This is a genomic window from Mycobacterium montefiorense (assembly GCF_003112775.1).
In the GTDB taxonomy this organism is placed as follows: domain Bacteria; phylum Actinomycetota; class Actinomycetes; order Mycobacteriales; family Mycobacteriaceae; genus Mycobacterium; species Mycobacterium montefiorense.
This window is the reverse complement of sequence record NZ_BFCH01000007.1, coordinates 18,768-42,947: the sequence shown is the minus strand read 5'-3', so window position 1 is coordinate 42,947 and position 24,180 is coordinate 18,768. Positions and strand designations below refer to the sequence as shown.

General features: G+C 66.2%; 16 protein-coding genes. 9 read left to right on the top strand and 7 right to left on the bottom strand.

What is annotated here, in order from left to right; translation table 11 throughout:
• Window positions 1-8: 8 nt before the first annotated feature.
• On the bottom strand, window positions 9-695 hold the full coding sequence (locus DB708_RS03815) for a flavodoxin family protein (RefSeq protein WP_108920639.1): 687 nt from the start codon (window positions 693-695) through the stop codon (window positions 9-11).
• A 319-nt stretch (window positions 696-1,014) separates the two neighbouring features.
• On the opposite strand from DB708_RS03815, the gene DB708_RS03810 reads away from it, so the two are divergent.
• The 8 genes from DB708_RS03810 (at window position 1,015) to DB708_RS03775 (ending at window position 7,968) form a co-directional block, all read left to right on the top strand.
• Window positions 1,015-2,163 carry a PPE family protein gene (locus DB708_RS03810; protein ID WP_108920970.1) on the top strand — a complete coding sequence of 383 codons (1,149 nt, stop codon included), beginning with the start codon at window positions 1,015-1,017 and terminating at the stop codon, window positions 2,161-2,163.
• Window positions 2,164-2,184: 21 nt separating this feature from the next.
• The gene (locus DB708_RS03805; protein WP_108920638.1) at window positions 2,185-3,399 is read left to right on the top strand and encodes a PPE family protein; all 1,215 of its coding nucleotides are present in this window, start codon (window positions 2,185-2,187) and stop codon (window positions 3,397-3,399) included.
• 8 nt (window positions 3,400-3,407) lie between these two features.
• Window positions 3,408-3,743: a DUF732 domain-containing protein gene (locus DB708_RS03800; RefSeq protein ID WP_108920637.1), complete on the top strand. Its 336-nt coding sequence runs from the start codon at window positions 3,408-3,410 to the stop codon at window positions 3,741-3,743.
• 151 nt (window positions 3,744-3,894) lie between these two features.
• Window positions 3,895-4,845 carry a metal ABC transporter solute-binding protein, Zn/Mn family gene (locus DB708_RS03795; RefSeq protein WP_108920969.1) on the top strand — a complete coding sequence of 317 codons (951 nt, stop codon included), beginning with the start codon at window positions 3,895-3,897 and terminating at the stop codon, window positions 4,843-4,845.
• Window positions 4,846-5,730, top strand: a complete 885-nt coding sequence (locus DB708_RS03790; RefSeq protein WP_108920636.1) for a metal ABC transporter ATP-binding protein — start codon at window positions 4,846-4,848, stop codon at window positions 5,728-5,730.
• Window positions 5,727-6,641, top strand: coding sequence for a metal ABC transporter permease (locus DB708_RS03785; RefSeq protein WP_108920635.1), 915 nt, complete (start codon window positions 5,727-5,729; stop codon window positions 6,639-6,641). The genes DB708_RS03790 and DB708_RS03785 overlap by 4 nt, the downstream gene beginning before the upstream one ends.
• Complete coding sequence (locus DB708_RS03780; protein WP_108920634.1) at window positions 6,638-7,528, top strand: metal ABC transporter permease; 891 nt, start codon at window positions 6,638-6,640, stop codon at window positions 7,526-7,528. The genes DB708_RS03785 and DB708_RS03780 overlap by 4 nt, the downstream gene beginning before the upstream one ends.
• A 26-nt stretch (window positions 7,529-7,554) precedes the next feature.
• Complete coding sequence (locus DB708_RS03775) at window positions 7,555-7,968, top strand: Fur family transcriptional regulator (protein WP_108920633.1); 414 nt, start codon at window positions 7,555-7,557, stop codon at window positions 7,966-7,968.
• 59 nt (window positions 7,969-8,027) lie between these two features.
• Here DB708_RS03775 and DB708_RS03770 read toward each other — a convergent pair whose 3' ends face one another.
• A complete protein-coding gene (locus DB708_RS03770) occupies window positions 8,028-9,269 on the bottom strand; it encodes a permease (RefSeq protein WP_108920632.1) in 1,242 nt (413 codons plus the stop codon).
• 262 nt (window positions 9,270-9,531) lie between these two features.
• Between DB708_RS03770 and pks2 the strand changes: the two genes are divergently transcribed.
• The gene (gene pks2 / locus DB708_RS03765) at window positions 9,532-15,804 is read left to right on the top strand and encodes a sulfolipid-1 biosynthesis phthioceranic/hydroxyphthioceranic acid synthase (protein WP_108920631.1); all 6,273 of its coding nucleotides are present in this window, start codon (window positions 9,532-9,534) and stop codon (window positions 15,802-15,804) included.
• A gap of 21 nt (window positions 15,805-15,825) precedes the next feature.
• Here the strand turns inward: pks2 and DB708_RS03760 are convergent, their stop codons facing one another.
• Genes DB708_RS03760 through DB708_RS03740 form a run of 5 tightly spaced genes read right to left on the bottom strand, consistent with a single transcriptional unit; the run spans window position 15,826 to window position 24,180 of the window.
• Complete coding sequence (locus DB708_RS03760; protein WP_108920968.1) at window positions 15,826-17,088, bottom strand: phthiocerol/phthiodiolone dimycocerosyl transferase family protein; 1,263 nt, start codon at window positions 17,086-17,088, stop codon at window positions 15,826-15,828.
• 16 nt (window positions 17,089-17,104) lie between these two features.
• Window positions 17,105-17,935, bottom strand: a complete 831-nt coding sequence (locus tag DB708_RS03755) for an ABC transporter permease (protein WP_108920630.1) — start codon at window positions 17,933-17,935, stop codon at window positions 17,105-17,107.
• Window positions 17,932-18,747 carry an ABC transporter permease gene (locus DB708_RS03750; RefSeq protein WP_108920629.1) on the bottom strand — a complete coding sequence of 272 codons (816 nt, stop codon included), beginning with the start codon at window positions 18,745-18,747 and terminating at the stop codon, window positions 17,932-17,934. The genes DB708_RS03755 and DB708_RS03750 overlap by 4 nt, the downstream gene beginning before the upstream one ends.
• The gene (locus tag DB708_RS03745; protein WP_108920628.1) at window positions 18,744-19,745 is read right to left on the bottom strand and encodes an ATP-binding cassette domain-containing protein; all 1,002 of its coding nucleotides are present in this window, start codon (window positions 19,743-19,745) and stop codon (window positions 18,744-18,746) included. The genes DB708_RS03750 and DB708_RS03745 overlap by 4 nt, the downstream gene beginning before the upstream one ends.
• A 10-nt stretch (window positions 19,746-19,755) precedes the next feature.
• Entirely contained in the window at window positions 19,756-24,180 is a 4,425-nt protein-coding gene (locus tag DB708_RS03740; RefSeq protein WP_108920627.1) for a type I polyketide synthase, read from the bottom strand.

Below are 24,180 nucleotides of genomic sequence, written 5' to 3'. Positions count from 1 at the left end.
CGCCGCTCTCAGCGCGGCGCCGGCTGCATGAGCAAGCGATCCGCGAGTTCAACGGCGAAGTGCCGGGTCTGCTCGAGCTGATAGGGCTGGACGTTGGTTGCCGGAATCGGCACGCCGAAGTATCGGTCACGGTATCGGCCGGACCGCAGGTAGCTGATCATCGAGAGCCCGGAGGCGAACTGTCCGCCGAGGTATTCGAAGTGGATGCCGCCCAAATACTGTCCGCCGCGCTTTTCCCCGAGTTTGCGCGCCTGCGCGAAATTCCCGCGCCAGTAGCGACGGCACACGCAGAACGCGGCGAAGGGTGTGCCGGCGAGCAGCTTGCCTGCGTCGTCGGATTTCAAGAAGGTGCGCACCGGCATGTTCATGGTGAACCACCATGTCGATGATCCGATGCAGACCAGGTCGTAGTTCCCGTTTCGCACCTCGTCCGGGGTTCGGATTTCCCCGGCGGCGCGGCGGGCTTGGGCGGGAAGCATGCTGAGTAGATCGAGCATCGCGTGGCGTAGCGGGACGCGCGAGAAGCGCTGTGCCCAACGATGATCGGTGAACTCGATCCGGGCTTTGTCTACCTGGAAGCCACGCTCACTGAAAACCTCTCCCGCGGCTTCCAGCACCCGCAGCGCCTGCCCGGTGAACGTGTAGTAGAGGAGCAGCACCCGAGGCCGGCGGCCGGCGGCTTCATCGGAAGTCATCGCGTTAACGTAACTAAAAATTAGTCGCGGAGCTGTGTTTTCATTCCGTGACCGGAATACGCTGATCAGCCAGTCTTACCGAGTCCGATCCTTCGGCTTCCGAAGGCCGCTGAGGGCCTTGCCCGCGGTGACCACACTTGTTGCCTCGAATCACTTTTCGACGCGTATCCCAGGTCAGTACCGTACATTCCTTAATGAAAACCATTATCACCAAGGACACGCCCGCCATCCGGATCGCCGGCCAGAGCTGCGCCCGGCGGGGGTGAGGGCGTTGTTGCGCGCTGCACGAATGCCGCGGTCTAAGCGCTGAGGGGGAATGATGCTGGATTTTGCGTTGCTGCCGCCGGAGGTGAATTCGGCCAGGTTGTACGCCGGTCCTGGGTCGAGGCCATTGTTGGCGGCCGCTGTCGCCTGGAGGTCGATTGCGGCTGAAATGCGTTCTGCAGCAATCGATTATGATTCCGTGATCAGGGAGCTGATCACGGTGGGCTGGCACGGCCCGTCGTCAGCGTCGATGTTGGCCGCGGCCGTACCCTTTATGACTTGGCTGAACGCTACGGCGGCTCAGGCCGAGCAGGCCGGTGCGCAGGCCGATGCGGCGGCGATGGCTTTTGAGGCCGCGTATGCGATGACGGTGCCCCCGCCGGTCGTCGTGGCCAACCGCACGCTGCTGGCGAACCTGGTGGCCGGCAACGTTGTTGGGCAGAACTCCCCGGCGATCGCGGCGACTGACGCCGAATACGCCGACATGTGGGCTCGGGATGCCGAGGCGATGGGCGACTATGCCACCGCCTCGAACTCCGCGGCACAGATGACGCCGTTCACGTCTCCGCGCACGAACACCACCCCCGACGCGGTGGCCGGACAAAATCAGACGGTCAATCAGGCCGCTAATTCGGCGGCCGACGCGGATGCCGCGCCCACGTCGGGATCGTCTATCGGCTATCTGACCGGCTGGTTGGACGGGTCGAACAACACCGCGCTGGGCAGCTTCCTGGGAAGCAACTTCTTCAGCAACGACATCCTCAACGGCATCATCGCCGGTGGTCCGTTCAACCCGCAGTCCATCATTGGGACGGCAGTGGGTTCGATGGCGACACGCGCCACGACGTTGTCGGGTCTAGAGGACTTCGCTTTTGGCGCCGAGGGCGGCGGGAATGCCGCGCTGGCGTCGAGCACGGCCGGTTCGGCGGGCCTTACTTCCGCTTCTGCCGGCGTGGGCAACGCACATCTGGTGGGTTCCATGTCGGTGCCGCAGAGCTGGGACTCGGCCGCCAATATCACCCCCGGCCAAGCCGCGGCACCAGTCAGCGGCCTTGGCGATATTGGGTCCGCCGGGGCGCCGGCGGCGGGCGGGCCGGGAGGCGTGGCAGGGCCGCTGGGCGGCAACGGCCGCAGACTGCGCCGCGCTATCCCGCGCTATGGGGTTCGTCCCGTCGTCATGCCCCGTCCGCCGGCCGCCGGTTAAGAGATTTCAGGAGAAGATGTCATGCTGAATTTTGGAGCATTGCCGCCGGAGATCAACTCGGCCAAAATGTATGCCGGCCCCGGGCCGGGATCATTGTTGGCCGCCGCGGCCGCGTGGAATGTCATGGCTGCTGAGATACGTTCCGCAGCAACCAATTACGACGCGGTGATCAAGTCGCTCGTCAGTGAGGGCTGGCTGGGTCCGGCGTCGGCGAAGATGGCGGCGGCGATCGGCCCGTATCTGGCCTGGTTGGACACCACCGCAATCCAGGCTGAGCAGGCCGGCGCGCAAGCCAACGCGGCCGCGGCCGCTTTCGAGGCCGCATTCGCCGCGACGGTGCCCCCACCGCTCGTCGCGGCCAACCGCGCCCTGCAAGCAAAGCTGTTGGCGGGAAACATCTTCGGCCAGAACACTCCAGCGATCGCGGCCACCGACTCCCAATACGGCGAGATGTGGGCGCAAGATACCTCCGCGATGACCAGCTACACCAGCGCCTCACGCGCGGCCAGCCAAATGACGCCGTTCAGCCAACCGCGGTCCGACACCACTGCGGACGCAACGGCCCTGCAGGCCAACGCGGTTCTCGACGCCAGCAACGACGCGGGTGCTAACGCCGCCGCGGCTCCTCAGCCGACCAGCATCTGGGACTGGCTCGGTCTGTCGCCCAATTCGAACACGTCGACCACCGGACTTGCCGGCATCATGAACTTCTTCAGCAACTCCAATCCGAATCTGATCGGAGCCTTCGTCAACAACGCCTCGGTCTCCGGCGTGTCCAACGGGTTCACCACCAACGGAATTCTGAACCCGACGACTTTCGTCGATTCGCAGGTGTCGCTGAATTCCCTGGGCGCGGTTGGGGCAACCACGTCGGGACTGGAGGATCTGGCGGCCGGTCTTGGTGGTAGCGCGTCGCTGGCCTCAGCGGTGAGCGTGCCCGGCGCCGCGGCGACAGCGGGGCTGGGGCAGGCGAGCCTGCTAGGCGCCCTATCGGTGCCTCCGACTTGGGCCGGCAGCGGCGCAACGGTCAGCACAGTCGCGGCGACGACTCAGGTGGGCGCCGGGGCATACCACAGCTTTGGCGCCGCAACCCCGATGGTGATGGAAGAGGCTGGGGCAGTGGGCATGCCGGGGGTGCCCCTGGTAGGTCTGCCCGGTTCGCACGAGGACGAGTTCGCCGATCCGATCTATGGGTTCCGCCCCCGCGTCGTCGGGCGCCCACCTGCGGCCGGGTGACGACAGCTATGAAAGTCTCACCGCTGCTGGCCGGCGTCCTGGTGGTAATCGCTGTGGCCGCACCGGCACACGCCGACCCCGATGACGACGCCTTCCTGGCCGCGCTCAACCAGGCGGGCATCACCTTCCGCGACCCCGACCACGCCATCAAAGCGGGCCAGAAGGTATGCGACTTGGCCAGCTCGGGAACCTCACAACTCGACATCGTCCGAGACATCCGCGACCTCAACCCCGCATTCACGATGGCCAGCGCCGCCAAATTCGCCAAAGCTGCCGCCGGCATCTATTGCCCCGAACTCCTGTCCACCGACAGCGCAGCCACCGACCCCAGCGCCGGAAGTTAGCCGTGGAAGCGCCAATTCGTCGTGCCCGCCCGCGACTATGCACGTTGTCAATCGCACGCCGAGCGGTTGGATGCGAACGCCACAATCGCGTGCTAGCGTCGCGCATATTAATGAAAATGATTGCCAATAAGCTGGAATGGAGAACGGTGCGATGGCAGGTCGACCTGGTCAACGCCGGTTAGCGGCATTGGTAGCGATGCACCTAGTCGCGATACTGGGCGCGGTTGCGTGTAGCAGCGGCAACGTGTCGCAATCCGGACCTACCAGCACGGGCAGCGCCGGTGCCAGGCTTGTGGTTGTTGCCACGATAAACGCGTGGGGCAGCATCGCCGCGCAGCTGGGGGGTGACCGGGTGAAGGAGACCAGCATCATCACCAACCCCAACACTGACCCGCACAGCTATGACCCGTTGGCTGCGGATGCACGCATGGTTGCCGACGCGAAGGTGGTAGTCGAAAACGGTATCGGGTACGACACCTGGGTCGACAAAATGCTTGTGTCCGACCCGAATCCGAACCGCGCCGTGGTCAACGTCGGCGACACCGTTGGAGTCGCCGCGGGCGGAAACCCGCATCAGTGGTATTCGCCTGGCTCGGTAACCAAGGTTGCCGATGCGATCACCGCCGCCTACAAGAAGGCCGACCCGAGCGACTCGGGATATTTCGATCAGCGCAACCAGCAGTTCCTCAACCAGGGCCTGTCCAACTACCGCAGCTTAATCGCCAGCATCAGAGCCAAATACGCTGGGACACCCGTCGGCGCCAGCGAGTCGATCTTTTCCCCACTCTCGGATGCGTTGGGGCTCAACCTGATTACGCCGCCGGAGTTTCTCAAGGCAATCAGTGAAGGCACCGATCCCTCGCCGGCGGACAAGGCGACCATCGACCACCAGATCGCCGCCAAGTCGCTCAAGGTGTACGTGTTGAACACCCAAAACAACACCCCGGATGTGCAGGCCCAAGTCGACGCGGCCACGAAACAGGGAATTCCCGTCACTACGGTGACCGAGACACTGTCGCCGATAAACGTGTCGTTTCAGGATTGGCAATCCGCACAGTTGTCTGGCCTGGCCGATGCTCTGCATAGCGCAACAGGAAAGTAGATGACCGGCGCGGGCCCTGTCGACGCCAGCCAGCACGTTGCCCCCGCGCCGGTGGCCCGCGAGATCAGCGTCCGGATGCGCGGCGCGTCAGCCGTGGTGGGTGGCAAGACGGTGTGGTCGGACGTCTCCCTCGATCTCGCCGCCGGGGAATTCGTCGCGGTACTCGGACCGAATGGCTGCGGGAAGTCAACGCTACTCAAGGTCCTATTGGGGCTAACACCTTCGCACGGCATGGTTGAGGTGCTAGGAGCGCGCCCCGGCCGACGCAACAAGCTGATCGGTAATCTGCCGCAACGACGCGCGTTCGACGCCAGCGTACGCATCCGCGGCGTCGACGTGGTTTCCCTGGGATTGGATGGCGCGCGCTGGGGAACGCCCGTGCCGGGACTGGCCCGCGTGCTGGCCCCGCGCCGGTCTGCGCAGCGGCGAAGACGGCTTGAGCATGTGATCGAAGTGGTCGGCGCCGCTGACTATGCCCGGCGCCCGATCGGTCGCTGCTCCGGTGGCGAACAGCAGCGGTTGCTGATCGCGCAGGCTCTGATCCGCCAGCCGGAACTGCTGTTGCTCGACGAGCCGCTCGACAGTCTCGACGTACCCAGCCAGGCCGGGATCAGCGCTTTGGTGGGCGACATCTGCCGCCGAGAGGGTGTGACCGTTCTGATGGTGGCCCACGACGTGAATCCGGTCCTGCCATACCTCGATCGCGTTATCTACATCGCCCGCGGGTCGGCCGTGATCGGAACGCCCGAGGAGGTGATCACCGCCGATCAGCTCAGCGCGCTCTACGGCGTCCCGATCGAAGTGCTCCACGACCGGGCGGGTCACCTGTTCGTCGTCGGGCAACCCGGCGTTCGTCCCACCCAGATCGCCGGAGCGCGTGCATGAATCCGCAGCTGACCTGGAATCTGATCGCCGACGTGCAGCAGATGTTGGTGTACCCGTTCATGGTCACCGCGTTGCGCGCCGGCACCGTCGTCGCCGTTCTAGCCGGTGTCGTTGGATGGGTGATGGTGCTACGCAAGGAAAGCTTCGCCGGGCATACCCTGGCCGTCGTCGGCTTCCCCGGCGCCGCCGCGGCGGCCTGGCTGGGCGTAGCCACCGGCTACGGTTACTTCGCGGCCAGCATCGGTGCTGCCGCGGCAATTACATTGCTGCCCAAGTCAACTCAGACGGGCAGGCCGAGCCTCGGCGAGGAGTCCGCTGGGATCGGCACGATTCAAGCTTTCGCGATGGCGACGGGGTTTATGTTCGTCAGCCTCTATCACGGATTCCTGTCGGGTTTAACGAATCTACTGTTCGGCACCATCGCCGGGGTCAGCTCCCAGCAGCTTGACGTACTGCTGCTCGCAGCGCTGGTGTGCCTGATCGTGCTGGCCGCGATCGGGCGGCCACTGCTGTGGACGTCGATCGACCCCGATGCCGCCACTGCCAACGGAGTCCCGACCCGATTCGTCGCCGGGCTGTTCCTCCTGGTGCTCGGTGCTGCCGCGGCCGGCGCCAGTCAGATCACGGGCAGCCTATTGGTATTCGCGCTGCTGGTGGCCCCGTCTGCGGCCGCCTTCCACTTCACCGCCCGTCCCGCGATGGGCATCGCGTTGTCCGTCTTCTTCGCGGTCACCGTGACCTGGCTGGGCATCGGCTGCGCGTTCTATTCTCCGTTTCCGATCGGGTTCTGGGTTAGCAGTTTCGCGTTCGGCGTCTACTTGCTGGCCGTTTGCTACCGCGCGAGCGTCGAACGGAGCCAGCAGCGATTCGATCGACGGCGCTCCCCGGCCTGCACCACGGTGGCCGCATGACCGTCAGCGACAAGCAGGCCAGCGCGTCGGGCCCACTTACCGGCCTCGCGAACATGCTGTCCCACCCCTTCATCAATCACGCGCTGGTGGCCGGGACCGCGGTGGCGATCGTGTGCGGGTTGGTCGGCTACTTCCTGGTGCTGCGCGGCCAGGTATTCGCCGGCGACGCCCAAGGGCACATCGCGTACACCGGGGCGATGGCCGCTCTGGTGGCCGGCTTGGATCCCCGAATCGGATTGTTTGCCGCCACGATCGTGGCCGGAGTCGCGCTGGGCATGATCAACCGTCGCGGCGCGGACGACGTCGCGATCGGCTCGTTCTTCTCCTGGATACTCGGGTTGGGCGCGCTGTTCTTGACCTACTACACCACTCACGGCAGCGGCAACAACGGCACTGCCAACGTGAATGTCTTGTTCGGCAGCATCTTTGGGATCAATGACCAGGCTCGAACCCTTGCAGTGGTCGTCGCCGCCGGATTAGGCGCCGTGCTGATCTCGATTGCGCGCCCGCTGCTGTTCGCCACGATCGATGCGGGCATCGCCCAGACCGCCGGCGTGCCCACCAGGCTGCTAAGCACGCTTTTTTTGGTCATCGTCGGGGTCACGGTCGCCGAGGCGACTCAGATCATCGGCGCGCTTGTCGTGCTCGGCCTGCTCGCGGCACCGGGAGCCGCCGCCGCGCGGCTGACCACTCGACCCTGGCGCGGGTTCTGGCTGTCCGCGGTATTGGCCACCGCCGCGATCTGGATTGGCGTCACCATCGCCTACGCCGTTCCCGCGGCGCCGGCGACCTTCACCATCATGAGCACGGCCACCACGATCTACCTGGTTGCCGAAGTAATCGGTGCCCGAGACCGCCAGCCGCGGCATACACCGGCGGCCCAGTAACGCAACAAATCGGCAGGAGTGCAACGATGCCCGCGCCGCGGGTGCTACACCGGACCCGAATGACCGCCCAGCAACGAGCCGTGCTCGACCTGCTGCAGCGCAGCGACCGCTTCCGGGGTGCCCAACAACTCCATCTCGATCTCCGTCAACGGCACGGCGTCCAGATCGGGCTGGTCACCGTGTATCGAATTCTGCACCTGTTCGCCGACATGGAAATCACCGAGACCCAGCGCGCCGAAGATGGCGAGATGCTTTATCGGCTGCGCACCACACCCGGGCACTGCCACTACCTGCTGTGCCGACGGTGCGGGCGTGCGATCGCGTTCACCACCGACGAAATTGAAGATTTTACAAGTCAACTCGCTCAGCGACACCGCTACACCGACATCGCCCACCAGATCGACTTCTACGGAACCTGCCCACGATGCACCGAAAGTTGATCGGGGGCTTCGCACTTGGCTGCCGCCCGTTGTGATGCGTAGCGGTCACGGGTTGGGGTCTAGTGATGGTGTTGCTGATCGGGTTTCGGGTCGGGGGCACCGCCCATCATCCGCAGCATCGGCATGCCGCCAGAAGTGACGAACCGGACGATTAGCACCGCCGCGAAAACCAGGAACGCGATGTTGAGCCAGGTGGTGTAGTTCCAGGAGATCGACGCCTCCATGACAGTGGCGTTGCGCTGGTGGGGGATGAGATCGGTTGTCCCGAATATCAATTCGACCAGGTATCCGGCGACGACCATGGCCAGGTAGAAGGTGCCCAGGATGGTCAGCATCATCTTGGTGCCATAGTACTTTCGGTAGATGTTCAGGATCGGCAGGATGATCAGGTCGGCGAAGATGAAGGCGACGACACCGCCGAAGCTGATACCGCCGTTCCAAAGCACCGCTGCCAGCGGCACGTTGCCGATCGAGCAGACGAAGGACACGATCGCCACGACAGGGCCGACGATCGGTCCCCACACCGTCGCAAGGTCGGGGTGATTGGCTAGAAAGAAACTCTGCCAAAAGGTCTCGGGAACCCAGGCCGCGATGGCGCCCGCGATCAACAAGCCCAGCACCAGGTCGCGCAGGATCGCCAGCCATTCCATCACGAACACATGCGAAACCGAGGTGAAACCGTCGGGTGAGAACACCCGCTGCCAAAACGACCCGTCCCGTTGGATCGACATGTCCATGGCGGCATGGCCTTCCATCGAGCCGGCGATTCCCCGCTCGGCTTGCTCGCGTGCGGCGTCGACGAGTCGGGAGCGCACGAACAGCCGGAACAGGACGGCCAACACGACGATCATGATCGGGCCGCCGACGAACTCCGCGGCGGTGAACTGCCAACCCATCAACAGGGCCAGGATGATGCCCAGCTCCACCACGAGGTTGGTGGAGCCGATCTCGAATGCCATCGCGGCGGTGAAGTTGGCGCCCTTGCGGAATAGCGACCGGGCCAACGCCACCGCGGCGTACGAACATGAGGACGACGCCGCACCGAGCCCGGCCGCCACCGCCAGGGTGCGCGGCCGGTCGTCGCCCATCAGGCTCACGATCGTCGAGCGACGCACCACCGCCTGCACCACCGCCGACAGGATGAAGCCCAGAATCAGCGCCCAGGTGATCTCCCACGTCATCGACCCCGCCAGCGCTAAGGCATGGCCGACTGCCGCGAGCACTTTGCCTGTCACTGGGGCCTCCGCAGGGGTTGCGTGATGGGAGTGATTATCGCGTATCGGTCCCGGTGGCGCCCGCATCTCGGCCAGGCCGAGATGCGTCGAGGCGGTTGATGAAGTGCCTGTTCAGCGCCTCGAGTGAGGTCGCGACCAGGCAATTGCGCCCATTCCCGCGCCGGTCTTGGGCCGGGCGTTTAAGCTTGGGCGGTTCGTATATTTCCGTGTCGATACCCGGATTAGTGGTTCTGCGAGCGCTGCTACGGGGGTTCCGTTGCGCGTATCGACATTCTGGTGATGCTTGGGGAGGCATCGCCGGATGAACTGAGACGAGGTATGAACGGCGATGCAGTCGCGTGTCACGCCCATTGCGGTGATCGGAATGGGCTGCCGGCTCCCCGGCGGTATCGACTCACCTGACGCGTTCTGGCAAGCGCTGCTGCGCGGCGAGGACTTGGTCACCGACATACCGCCCGACCGGTGGGACGTCGAGGACCACTACGACCCCGAACGCGGCGTCCAGGATCGGTCGGTGTCGCGGTGGGGCGGCTTCATCGACGACGTCGGCGGATTCGACGCCGCGTTCTTCGGCTTCGGGGAACGCGAGGCGACGGCCATCGACCCGCAGCACCGGCTGCTGCTGGAGACGTCCTGGGAAGCGATCGAGCATGCCGGAATCGTTCCGGCCGCACTGAGCGGCTCGCGAACCGGAGTGTTCGTGGGGCTGTGTCAACAGGACTACACGCTGATGACCGGGGACGCCGGAGTGCTCGGCGATGCCTACGGCTACACCTGCACGCCGTTCAGCATGGCTTCGGGGCGAATCGCCTACGGGCTGGGGCTGCTGGGGCCGGCCATCACGATGGACACCTCGTGCTCGTCGGGTCTGCTCGCCGTGCACCTGGCCTGCCAGAGCCTGGATAGCGGCGAGAGCGATCTCGCCCTGGCCGGCGGCGCGATGCTGGTGCTGGACCCGCGGGTGTCCACCTCGGCATCCGGGCAGGGCATGCTCTCGCCCACCGGCCGCTGCCACACGTTCGACGTCGCCGCCGACGGTTTCGTCCGTTCCGACGGTTGCGCGGTGGTGATGCTCAAGCGCCTGTCCGACGCGCAGCGCGATGGCGACCGGATCCTGGCGGTGGTACGCGGCTCGGCAGCCAACCAGGACGGACGTTCCGAAACGATCACGACGCCGTCGTCGGATGCCCAGGCCGCCGTCTACCGGGCGGCATTGGACTGTGCCGGAGTGGACCCGAAGACCGTCGGCATGGTGGAAGCGCACGGCACCGGAACCCCGAAGGGCGACCCACTCGAATTCACGAGCCTCACTGAGGTTTACGGTGCCGCGGGAAACCGCGTCGCGCTGGGATCGGCCAAGGCCAATGTGGGCCACACCGAGGCGGCCGCCGGCGCCGTCGGGTTGGTCAAGGCGGTGCTCGGATTGCGGCACGGGGTGGTGCCGCCGATGGCGCACTTCAGCCGACTGCCCGACGAGCTGAAGCAGATCGACACCGGATTGTTTGTGCCACAAGAGGTCACGCCGTGGCCAGACAAGGGCGACGGTCCGCGCCGGGCCGGCGTGACGTCATTCGGAATGTCGGGCACCAATGTGCACGCCGTTCTCGAGCAGGCGCCCGAGACGCCATCCGGCGCAACGGAAACCCCCGGGGCCGGACCGCTGTTCTTCGGATTGTCCTCGACGTCTGCCGACGAGTTGCGCCGCACCGCCCGGCGGCTGGGCGACTGGCTGGACGCCAACAAAGCGGGACTTTCCGCTGCCGACTTGGCCTATACCTTGGCGCGACGGCGTGGGCACCGGACCGTGCGCACCGCGGTGACGGCGGACAACCTCGACGGTTTGCGTGCCGGGCTGCGTGAAATCGCGGACGGTGCAACGCCTTACCTGCCGACCGCGGGGCACGACGATCGCGGGCCGGTGTGGATCTTCTCCGGTCAGGGCTCGCAGTGGGCGGCGATGGGCGCGGAACTGCTGGCCAACGAGCCGGCGTTCGCCGCAACCGTCGCGCAAGCCGAGCCGTTGATCGCGGCGGAGTCCGGCTTTTCGGTCACCGAGGCGATGTCGGCACCCGAGACGGTGACCGGTATCGGACGGGTGCAGCCCACCCTGTTCACCTTCCAGGTGGCGATGGCCAACGCCATGTTGGCCTACGGTGTGGCGCCCGGCGCGGTCATTGGGCATTCGATGGGGGAGATCGCGGCAGCCGTCGTCGCCGGCGCTCTGTCGCTGGAGGACGGCGTCAAGGTGATCTGCCGGCGCTCCGCGTTGATGTCGCGGGTCGCGGGTGCCGGAGCGATGGCCTCGGTGGAGTTGCCTGCCCAGCAGGTGCGAGACGAATTGGCCGCCCGTGGCATCACCGACGTCGTGGTAGCGGTAATCGCCTCGCCGAACTCGACCGTGATCGGCGGAGCCGGCCAACCGGTGCGGGATCTGGTCGCCGAATGGGAAGCCCGCGAGGTGATGGCCCGCGAGGTGGCCGTGGACGTCGCGTCGCACACGACTGCGGTCGACCCGATCCTCGCCGACTTGGCCGAAGGGCTCGCGGATCTCACACCGATGACGCCTAGCGTGGCGTATTACTCTGCGACACTGGATGATCCGCGTAGTCAGCCGGCTTTTGACGCCGACTACTGGGTAAGCAACCTGCGGCAGTCGGTGAAGTTCGCGGCCGCGGTGCAGGCTGCCCTGGACGACGGTCACCGGGTGTTCGGCGAACCGTCGCCGCATCCGCTGCTGACCCGTGCGGTGGAACAGACGGCCGGCGCTGCCGACATCACCGCGGCGGCCCTGGCCGGTATGCGGCGTGAGCAGCCGATGCCGCACGGACTGCTCGGCTTCCTGACGGATCTCTACAGTGCCGGCGCCGCAATCGATTTCTCCGTGCGGTATCCGGCCGGGCGGCTGGTGGACGCCCCGCTGCCGACCTGGACCCGCCAACGGCTGCTCGTCGAATCCAGCGGATCGGCAGCGCGGGATCAGTCCGCGATCGCGGCGCACCCGCTGCTGGGCGCGCATGTCCGGTTGCCGGAGGAGCCCGAACGCCATGCCTGGCAAGGCGAGATCGGCACCGCGACATTGCCGTGGCTGGCGGATCATCAGGTGAACGGCGTCGCGGTGTTCCCGGGCGCCGGCTTCTGCGAGATGGCGCTGGCGTCTGCTGCCGAGATACTAGGGACCGACGCCGAGGTGCGTGATGTCCGGTTCGAGCAGATGTTGCTGATGGATGACGAAACCCCGGTCAGCGGCGTGGCTTCGGTGAAGGACGCCGGCGTCGCCGACTTCATCGTGGAGACCGAGCGCGACGGCGAACGCACCCGGCGGGCGACCGCGGTGCTGCGCACGGCGCAGGACGAACCACCACCGCGGCGCGACATCGCCGCCCTGCTGGCCACCCATCCGCACCGGACCGAGGGCGCCGCGGTGCGACGCCTGTTCGCCGAACGCGGCGTCGATTACGGCCCGGCCTTCACCGGTTTGGTGTCGGCGCACAATGCGGAAGGCAAGAGCCGCAGCGTTGTCGTCGAAGTCGAGTTGCCCCGGGCGGTCCGGACGCAACAGGGGAGTTACGGCGTTCATCCCGCGCTGCTGGATGCCTGCTTCCAGGCGGTGCTGGCGCACCCGGCCGTCAAGGATGCTTCGCAAGTGGGACTGTTGTTGCCGCTGAGCGTGGGCCGGCTGCGCCGGTATGCCCCGATGCGCGCTACCCGCTACTGCCAGCTGCGCATCGTCTCGGCCAGTGAGTCGGCCCTCGAGGTCGATCTGGATCTGCTGGACGAGACCGGCGAGGTTCTGCTGGCCGCCCACGACCTGCGAATGGCGGCCAGTGGCGGCGGCGCCGACCACCTGATGGCCGAGCGGCTGCTTACCGTCGAGTGGCAGCAGCAGACGCTGCCGGCGGTACCCGAGCGGGCGGTGGGAAGTTGGTTGCTGATCAACACCGCCGAGACCGACCTGCTGGAGTCCAGGCTCACGGACGCACTGAAATCCCTTGGTGCACAACCCACGACCCTGAGCTGGACGGAGCAGTCCGACCACTGCGCCAACACCGCACAGCTGTCCGCCGCGGTGCGTGGCGGTCTCGAAGGCGTGGTGATCGTGTGCCCGCCGCCCGCCGGCCAGCCCGACGAGCAGGGTCTGGTGGCCGGCCGCGAGCAGGTACGCCATGTGGTCCGGATGATTCGGGAGTTGCCGGAACTGTCGGCCGAACCGCCGCGGCTGTTCGTCCTGTCCCGGCGGGCCCAGATCGTCTCGGCGGACGACGACCCCAACCTGGTGCAGGCCGGACTGCGTGGCCTGTTGCGAGTGGTCGGCGCGGAGAACCCGCAGCTGCAAACCACCCAGATCGATCTGCAGGACGACGGTGACATCGAACAGGTGGCCCAGGAGCTGCTGTCCGGTTCGCCCGAGGACGAGACCGCCTGGCGTGGCGGCCAGCGATACACGGCACGGCTGCGCTGCACACCGCTGGGAGCCGAAGAACGCCGAACCACCACGGTCAACCACGAATCCGGCCAGCTGCGCGCGGTGGTCCGCCACCCCGGCGACCTGCAGACGATGGAATTCGTCGCCTTCGACCGCACGACACCGGAGCCGGGCCAGGTCGAGATCGCGGTCGACGCGTCCAGCGTCAACTTCGCCGAAGTCCTTGCGGCCCTTGGCCGTTACCCTGACCTGGAGGGCGAGCCACACCAGTTGGGATTTGACCTCGGTGGTGTGGTGACCCGAGTCGGTGACGGCGTCACTGATCTGGTGGTCGGCGACCGGGTGGGCGGCTTCTCCGGATTCGCCAACGGCAGCTGGGGCACGTTCGTCACCTGCGATGCCCGGCTCGTCGCCGCGCTGCCGCCGGCCGTCACCACGGTCGCGGCCGCCGCCGCGGCAACCGCGTACGGCACCGCGTGGTACGGGCTGTGCGAACTGGCCCGAATCTCGGCCGAGGACAAGGTGCTGATCCACTCGGGCTCGGGCGGCGTCGGTCAGGCCGCGATCGCAATCGCGAAGATGGTGGGCGCGCAAATCTTCGCCACCGCGGGCAGCCCGGATCGGCGGGCCCTGTTGCGGGACATGGGCATTGACCACGTCTACGACTCGCGTAGCACCGCGTTCGCCGATGAGATCCGCCGCGACACCGACGGCTATGGCGTGGACATCGTGCTCAACTCATTGACCGGTGCGGCCCAGCACGCCGGAATCGAGCTGCTGGCCTACGGTGGGCGGTTCGTCGAGATCGGCAAGCGCGATATCTATGCCGACGCCCGGCTGGGGCTGTTCCCGTTCCGCCGCAACCTCACCTTCTATGCCGTCGACTTGGCGTTGCTTACCCACACCCATCCGCGGCGCGTGCAAGAGCTGCTGCGCACGCTGTACCAGCGGATCGCGGATGGCGACCTGCCGGCCCCGGCCTGCACCGAATATCCGCTGTCGCAGGCGGCTACGGCGATCCGGGTGATGAGCGGTGCCGAGCACACCGGCAAATTGGTGCTCACCGTGCCGCGCTCCGGGCAGACCCGCGCGGTGCTGCCGCCGGAGCAGGCTCCGGTGTTCCGCAAGGATGGCGCCTACATCGTCACCGGCGGCCTGGGTGGCCTCGGACTGTTCCTGGCCGGCCAGATGGCCAAGGCGGGTTGCGGGCGGATCGTGCTGACCGCGCGTTCGGTCCCAACTGCCAAGGCGCGCCAGGCAATTGAGCGGCTGCGCGCCAACGGGACCGACGTCGTCGTGGAGAGCGGCAACATCGCCGAGGCCGAAACCGCCGCCCAGGTGGTGGCCGCGGCCACCGCGACCGGGCTTGTCCTGCGCGGAGTGCTGCATGCCGCCGCCGTGGTCGAAGACGCCGTCCTGGCCAATATCACCGACGAGCTGATCGACAAGGACTGGGCGCCAAAGGTCAACGGCGTGTGGAACTTGCATCACGCGACGGCCGGACAGCCGCTGGACTGGTTCTGCTCCTTCTCGTCGGTGGCCGCGCTGTTCGGCTCGGCCGGACAGGGTGCCTACGCCGCGGCGTCGAGCTGGCTGGACGCCTTCACCCACTGGCGCCGCAGCCAGGGTCTTCCGGCGAACACGATCGCGTGGGGGGCGTGGGGCGAGATCGGCCGCGCCACCTTCCTGGCGGCCGGCGGTCGCACCACGATGATCGCGCCGGACGAGGGGGCGCAGGCGTTCGAGACGTTGTTGCGTTACGACCGCGGCTACACCGGCTACGTGCCGACGACGGGTGCGCCGTGGTTGGCTGCACTGGTTGCGCGCAGCCCGTTCGCCGAAGCTTTCCAGGACTCCGGCGACCAGCATGGGGCCGAAAGTTCGGCGCTGCGCGCCGAATTGCGGACGCTGTCGCCCGGCGAGTGGCCGGCCCGGCTGCGCCGCCTGATCGCGGATCAGACCGGCTTGATTCTGCGCCGTGCGATCGACCCCGACCGTCCGTTCGCCGAGCACGGCCTGGACTCGCTGGGCAACCTCGAATTGCGAACCCGCATCGAAGCCGAGACCGGAATCCGCGTCACCCCGAAGACCATCGCCACCTTCAACTCCGCACGTACGTTGGGGCAGCACCTGTCGGAGGCGCTGGCTGCAGAAGAGGGTCAGCCGCCGCCTTGCTAGCCGGGTGGCACTGGGTCGTGGTTACTCCACGACCCAGCTGTCCTCCTCGGCGAGCAGTGAACAGAGCAGTGAATGTATTGCCTCCAGCGGCTTTTCTCGCCCGGGCAGGTGCGCATGGTGCTCGATGAACAGCCGGCCCGCGAAACTTCCGCAGCTGTAGAGGTCCACGGGGGCGCGGGTCGGGAACCATAGTTCGCTCGCGAAGTCGTCGAGTTCCATGTCCGGCGGTGTGCGCAGCGCAGGGATGGTGCCGGTGTCGGTGCACAGCACCACCGGGGGCAGGCCCGCCGGCGTGCCCTGGTATTGCAGGTTGAAATGCAGCGCGGATTGCTGAATCACACCGTCGGACAGGTCCGTCCGGAACGAATCCACGATGCCGCGGGCCAGCTCGACGAGGTCGGTGTCCGGCCTGATCTCGGCCAGGTAGGTCGCCACTCCCAGCGGCAGCGTGCTGCCGGTGAGACTCACCGGGGGCGACAGCAGATAGCGCAGATCAACCGGATAGATGTAGGGAATCGGAATGTGCGGGGTCTTGCGCAGTTCCCATTCCGCCAACAGGATCGCCGCGGCCACCACGGAGTTGAGGCTGAGCTGATTGGCCAAACCGAACTCCACCAGTTCGGCGGTCTCTTCCTCGGAGAACCGGATCCGGGCGATCGGAATCGGTTGGATTGAATCCGGATCCGCCATCTCGGGTGGCTTCTCCTGGGCCGGCAAGTCGTAAGCGAACAGCGCCTTGAACAGCTTTTCGAGCCCGGATCGCTGTTGCTTGGTCACGCCACGCTGTTCGAGCAACGGCTCCAGCGCCTCGGGTGCGGGTTGCGGAGTTCTCGGAGCCGGGGCGCCGGTGGTGACCACGTCGGTGTAGAGCGAGAAGAGTTCTTCGAGGAGACCGAACGCATGGTGGGCGTCGGCCAGGCTGTGATGGGTGTACAGCGTGATCTCGGTGCGTCCACCGCTGCGCTTGCACCGCAGATTCAGCAGCGTTTGGTGCTGATCCAGGTGCATGCCCGCGGTTTTCGGCGCGGCGTCCGAATCGTCGTCGACGACCCAAATGCCCGGGTGCATCAGGTCTTCGGCGATGATCTGGTAGCGGCCGTCGTCGGTCTTCTCCAGCCGGCCGGTGAATACCGGGTGGGATTCCAGCAACGCGTCGAAGGCGTCCGACATCGCGCCGATGTCGACGGGACCGTTGACATGCGCGGTGAACGCGAAATAAGTCTCGTTGACCGCGAACACCTCTTCGCTACGCGTCAACTTTCGGATCACGGATCCGGGAAACACCGTCATACCCCCCTGTTCAACATGTGCTGGCCCGTCGATAGCCCAAAAGCGTTGGCACGATGCACACGACGGCGATGCCGCCGGACCACAGCAGTGTGGCGATCATCGGCCACCGCACCGGTCCGCCCATGGACAGTCCGCGCATCGTTTCGATCGCGTAGCTCATCGGCTGGTGCGCGACGACCGGCTGTATCCACTTGGGAAATTGGTCCATCGGCAAGAACCCGGTGGAGAACACGACCGCGAGGATGTGCACCAGCGTGACCGTCTCGAGCAGAAAATTGTTGGCCGTGTACAGCGCAACCATCGTGATCAGGGTGGCGAAGGCCAGCCCGAATATCAGCGGGATGACGAACCAGGTCAGGGTCGCGAGAATGCCCTGGTGGAACCGGAATCCGAGGATCATTCCCACGGCCAGCACAACCAGCGTCGTGATCATGATCCGAACCGTCTCAGCGACGATCCGCGAGAGCACACCCGACGCGCGGTGCACCGGAACAACCCACAGGCGGCGCAGCAGGCCATCGTTGCGCTCGCGGATCAGGCCGATCGCCCCGACGACGGCACCGTTGATCGTGGCGGCGAGTGCGTTCAGCGGCACCGTGCCGTACAGCGCACTGTGACCGCTGACTTGTGAAATGACGTTGCCCAGAATGATGTTCAGGGTCAGCAGGAAAAGGATGGGCAACACCAGCGCCTCGATCACCGCCGTGAGGTCGCGTGCCCACCCCAGCAGGATCCGCCGGGTCTGGACCCGGGTTTGGGCTACCAGCGCCCGCAGCGAATTCTCGTGGTACTGCCCGTGGGGCGCACCGAAACCAGTGGCGGGCTCGTGCACCAATGTCATTTTGCCCGCCTCGACAAAACGATCACTGACGTCGGTATCAGGAACGCGGTCAAGCCGCAGAGCCAGGCCAGCGTCGGCACCAGCACCGACCAGGTCACCGGGGTGCCGTACGGGGCGGCGTCACCGGCCAGGGCGCGCAGCGCGGTCACGAACTGCGACACCGGCTGGTTGCGCACAATGGGCTGGATCCAGTGCGGAAATTGTTGGGCCGGTTGAACTCCGGTGGACAGCAGCCCGAAGATCAGCGGCGGCAAGATCAGCAACGGCGTCATCGCCTCCGGGTTGCGGCTGCCGGTGCCGATCAGGTCCGCACCGAATGACAGCACCGACCCGATCGCGACCACTAACCCGACGAACGCGATGGTGTACGCCACCGAGTGGTGGAACCGGAATCCGATCACGTAGCCGCAGACCACCGCCACGGCCACCGAGATCGTGCACCGGTACACCGCGGCGGAGATGCGGGCACCCACCGGTGCGAACGGAGCCATCGGCATCGATCTGAATCGCCGATTGATGCCCTTCACCGAATCCGTCGCCGCCCGAAAAGCCGTCGACATCGCGGCGAATGTGATGGCCTGCAAGGCGATCAACGGCATCACGTATTGCGCGTAGCTGCTGCACAGCGTTTTGGTCGCGGTACCCATCACCTGATGCAACGGGATGTAGAAGCCGGCCGTGAAGACCACCGAGGACGCGATCGTCACGATCAGCTCACCGTTGCGCAGGGTCGGTGCGATGAAGCGCTTGGTGAGTACCCACCATTGTGCGAGCGGTGAGAGGTGGCGCTCGGTGGTGGTTGAGGCGGTCACCCGGCGGCCTGTGTCGCAACGGGAGTGCGCTGCCTGGGGGATTCGTCTGTCAGCGCGAGGAATACGTCGTCGAGTGACGGGCGCCGCAGCGCCACGTCGGCCACGTCGATGTTGGCCGCGGCCAGCCGGCCGACGGCCTCGATCAGCGTGTTGGCGCCATCGGGCGCCGGTATCGCGATGCGATCCGACTCGGGTGTCAAAGCGGCTCGGATCTTGTCGGGCACCAGCGAGCCGAGCGTGTTGGCGATCGTGGCCAGATCCTTGAGATTGCGCGGCACGATTTCGCAGTAACTGCCGCCGGTGCGCTCCTTGAGCTGATCGGCCGTTCCCTGCGCGATGACGCGTCCGTGGTCGATCACCACGATCCGATCGGCCAGCGCGTCGGCTTCCTCGAGATACTGTGTGGTGAGCAGTGTGGCGATACCCAGACCCTTGAACTTGCTGACCAGGTCCCAAATGCTTTGCCTGCTACGTGGATCCAGCCCGGTGGTGGGTTCGTCGAGAAAGACCACCTGAGGCCGGACCACCAAACCGCAGGCGATATCGATGCGTCGGCGCATACCGCCCGAGTAGGTTTTCACGCGCCGGTCGGCGGCGTATGCCAGATCGAATTCGTCGATCAGCTCCTTGGCGCGGGCGTGGGCGGCCGACTTACGCAATCCGAACAGCTGACCGAACATCACCAGGTTTTCGCTGCCGGTGAGCATGTCGTCGATCGCCACTTGCTGGCCGGTGAGCATGATCGAGCGGCGCACCCCGGCCGGCTCGGACACGACGTCATAGCCGGCGACCACCGCACGGCCGCCGTCCGGCCGGCTCAGGGTGGACAGGATGTCCACCAGCGTGGTCTTGCCGGCCCCGTTCGGACCGAGCAGGCCGAGCACCTCACCGCGACCGACTTCAAAGCTGACCTCTGCTAAGGCCACAAACTCGCCGAAGGTCTTGCGAACCTTGTCGACGATGACGGCCTTCTCAAAGTCCTTATGCGCGTTAACCACTCAGTTCCCCTCAACCCGCGTCAAGCGCCGACAAATCCACCAGGGCCAGCTCGACGGGCTGACCTATCTCGCCGTCGTCACCGACCGCGGTGATCGCATCCTGGATCAACTCGCGCAGCGCGATCGGGAAACGCTGCGCCAGCGCCTCGGCCTGCGCGCCCTGCACCCGGCGAGCGTCATACCACCAATCCAGATGCAGCATCCCGGAGTGCCTGTACACCCGGAACTCGATGGCATGGCCGAGGCCCGGAATCGTGTCGCGCACCGGCATCGCTACGTCGGAGTCGAATTGCACCGCGGCATCGATGGGCGGTAACTCGGGGATCGCGCCGGCGTACCGGAAGTGCAGGTCCGCCGAGCCCGCGGCGCAGAGCTGCCGCGCGGTGGGCGCATATAGGTGCCGCAGCAGCCCGTAGCCGATGCCGTAATGCGGAACGGATTTGAGCGTGTCCCGCACGGCTTCCAGCAGTTCGGTTGCCGCAGTGTCGCTGGTGCACCCGAGCGCGATCGGGTAGATCGTGGTGAACTGCCCGATGGTTCTGCGCAGGTCGACATCCGGGCGCAGCACCGAGCGGCCCGGCCCTTCCAGGTCGATGGCGAGGACACCGGAGCCCATTGTTGCGGCGATGGTTTGACTCAGCGCGGCGAGCAGGATCTCCTCGACCGACCACCCGAGCACCCGGCGCGCGTCGTCGACCTCCGATGTCTGCTCGACGGTCAGCGTCGATGGCACCTTCTTGAGGTCATCGCCGTGCGGCGGCTCGGTGACCTCCGTGTTCGCCGGCCGCAGCGTGGCCACCTTCGAGCTCTCCAGCCAGAATTCGCGAGTGTCGAGCACCGCCGGATGCGTCGCGAGAGCCGCGCAACGCTGCGACCAGTCCCGCCACGAGGTGGTGTTCGCCGGCAGCGAGATGTCCTCGCCGGCAAGGCGTTGCGTGAATGCCGTAAAGATATCGGCGATCAGGATTTCCCGCGACGTGGTGTCGGCGACAATCTCGTGCAGCGACAGTGCCAGGTAGCACGCACCGTGGGAATCCGAGACGTAGACGGCCGTCAACGGCGCGGCCAGGTCACCCGCGGTGGTCAGCTTGGCGGCGATGTCGAGCACCGCTGCCCGTTGCGCTGCGGATTCCGATGCCCCCCCAGTTTCCGGGCTGTCCGGAAGCGAACGCGAGGACAGTGCGTCGAATTCGTCTGGCGCAGCGATGTGTTGCTCCCAGACTCCGGCGCGTTCGACGAGCCGCACGCGCAATGCGTCGTGGTGGTTGGTCAACGCGGTGAGCACGGACCGGACGTCGTCCACGCCGACTGCTGCGTCGAGACGCAGGATCAGCGGCACCCGCCAGCGTCCCGCCTCCTGCACTCCGTGATCGAGGAAGTGCGCGACATTCGGTGGAATGGTCGGATGAGAGCTGGCCTCAGCCGGTTTCGCCAAGCCGCCGGCCGCATACTTCGAATCGACATGCGCGGCCAGGGCTACCAGCGTCGGGTTTCCGTAGAGGTCCTGCGGGCTGACGTCCAGGCCCGCGTTGCTGGCGTTGGTCGCGATGCCGATCGCGATCAGGGAGTCGCCCCCGAGGTCGAAGAAGTTGTCGGTGCGCCCGATGGAGTTCAGTCCCAGGCACTGCATCCAGATCTGACGCAATACCGCCTCGGTTTGCGATTGCCCGTTGGCGGCGACGTCGGCGTGGACGGCCGAGCCATTTGTGGATGCTGCCGCCACCGTGTCCTCGGCGGTCCGGTCGGCCCAGTTGACCGGCTTAGCATCAATCCAATGCCGTTCGTGGGCAAAGGGATAACCGGGCACGGAGATGATGTGCTGCTTGGGTCCGGTTGCCGGTGTCCAGTCGACCGGCACGCCCGCCGACCACAATTGGCCGAGGCCCAGCAGGAAGGTGTCCCTGTCGTCGACATTTTGAATCGGGTGCCGCATCAGGCGAATCGCCCGGTGCCCGCCCGACCACTTCGGGTGCCGCATCGCCGAACCCGTCAGGCTGCCGCCTGGGCCCACCTCGACAAGGATCCGGTCCGGATCGCTCAGCAGCACGTCGAGTTCGTCGGCGAAGCGGATCGTGGAGCTGATCTGCCGGGCCCAACTGGCCGGATCGGTGATCTGTTCATCCGACATCCAGGTCCCGGTGAGATTGGACAGCAGCGGTGTGTTCGGCCGGCCGAGTTTGACGCCAGTCAGGAACTGCTGAAATTCCGCCGCCATGGCATCCATTGCGCTGGAATGGAATGCGTGTGTGGCGCGCACCCGTCGGGCGGTGATGTCGGCCTCGTGCAGGCGTTGGGTGAACGCGCGGATCTCGTCGTTCGGCCCCGAGACGACGCAGTTGCCCGGGTCGTTGACCGCGGACAGCTCGACACCGGGACGCAGGTACTCGGCGATGTCGTCGGGACCCAGCGCCACGGCCACCATGGAGCCCGGCGGGGACTCATGCATCAGGCGGGCACGCAGGGCCACCAGCTTGATCGCCGTCTCGAGGTCGAAGACCCCGGCCAGGGTGGCGGCGATGTATTCGCCGGTGCTGTAGCCGATGTATGCCCCGGCGCGCACGCCAAAGCTTTCGACCAGCCGCGCCAGCGCGTACTCCACCGTGAACAGTGCGGGCTGGGAACGGTCGATGCGTTCTAAATCCGTTGTGGCGTCGCCGAATATCTCCGCGTGCAGGTCGATCTCCATCTCGCTGCGGAATCCCGCGACGCACGCGTCGAAATGTTCGGCGAAGACGGGATCGGTGTCATACAGCCCGCGGGCCATCCCGATGTGCTGAGCTCCCTGGCCCGGGAACATCAAAACGACGTGCTCCGAATTCGATTCGGCATTGTCGCCGACGGATTCCCCGACGAAGACGTTGTCGTGCTCAGCCGCCCGCAACACCGTGGCGGCGTGCTCGCGGTCGTGCACGACGGCTGCCATGGTGACGGGATGCTTGCGGCGACCGGCGAGGGTGAATGCGACGTCGGACAGGTCCGGGCCGTCCGGCGCGGTCAGTGCGGCGGCCAGGGTGGCCCGCGATTCTCCCAGCGCCGCCGCGGTGCGTGCCGACAGCAGCAGTACTTGCGGATTGGTCGACTCGGCCTGCACCGCAACCGGCGGCGCCTCTTCCAAGACGACGTGCGCGTTGGTGCCGCCCACACCGAACGAGCTGACCCCGGCCCGGCGCACTCCATCGGATTCCCACGCGGCGTAGCTGCTCTGCACAGTGAACGGCGTCTCGTCCAGGCGCAGTTCAGGGTTGGGGCTGGTGTAGTGCAGAGTCGCGGGAATCGCCTTGTTCTTCAGGCACAGAATCGTTTTGATCATGCCGACCACACCGGCGGCCACCTCGAGGTGGCCGATGTTCGACTTGACCGACCCGAGAACACATGGTCCGGGTCTGGGTGTGTCGGACACGGCGAACGCGTTGCGCAGTCCCTGGACTTCGATCGGGTCGCCCAGCGGCGTGCCGGTCCCGTGCGTCTCGACGTAGCTCACGGTCGAGGCGTCGACGCCCGCCACCGCGTGGGCTTCGGCGATAACGTCGGCCTGGGCGGCCGGATTCGGCGCCGCATAGCCCATTTTCGCCGATCCGTCGTTGTTGATCGCCGATCCGCGGATCACGGCGTGGATGCGATCCCCGGCGTCGCGCGCTGCCTGCAGTGGCTTGAGGGCAACCATCGCGACACCGCTGCCGAACACCGTACCGTCGGCGCGCACGTCGAAGGGACGGCAGTGGCCGACGGCCGAGACCATCGATCCCGGCGAGTTCCAGTAGCCGACATGGTGCGGCACCGACAGCGAGACCCCGCCGGCCAGCGCCATGTCGCACTCGCCGGATAGCAGGCTCTGGCAGGCCAGGTGGACCGCGACCAACGACGACGAGCACGCTGTCTGCACGGTGAGGCTCGGGCCGCGGAGGTTGAACTGGTGAGATACCCGCATCGCCAGGAAGTCCTTGTCGTTCTGCAGGAACAGGTTGAACTGCTCGAAGTTGAGTCCTGTTCCCATGAACGCGTTTTGACCGTGGTGTGACGACAGGTTGTGCAGCAGGTAGCCGCTGGGGGAGCAGGTTCCGTAGACGCCGATGGACCCGTCGAACAGGGCTGGGTCGCAGCCGGCATCTTCGAAGGCGTGCCATGCGCATTGCAGGAACAACCGATGCTGGGGATCCAGCGTCCGGGCGAATTGCGGTGGGAAGCCGAAGAATTCGGCGTCGAACTCGTCGATACCGTCGACGATCGGTGCGCGGCGCACATACGCCGGGTTCGCCAGCACCTCGTCGCCGACCCCGGCGGCCCGCAGTTCGTCTTCGGACAGTGTGCTGATCGACTCTTCGCCGCGCGCGAGGTTGTCCCAGAACGCCGACACACTGTTGGCGCCGGGGAATCTTCCGGCCATGCCGACCACCGCAATTGCGGTGTCCGGCAATCCCTCTTCCTGCGTGCTCAT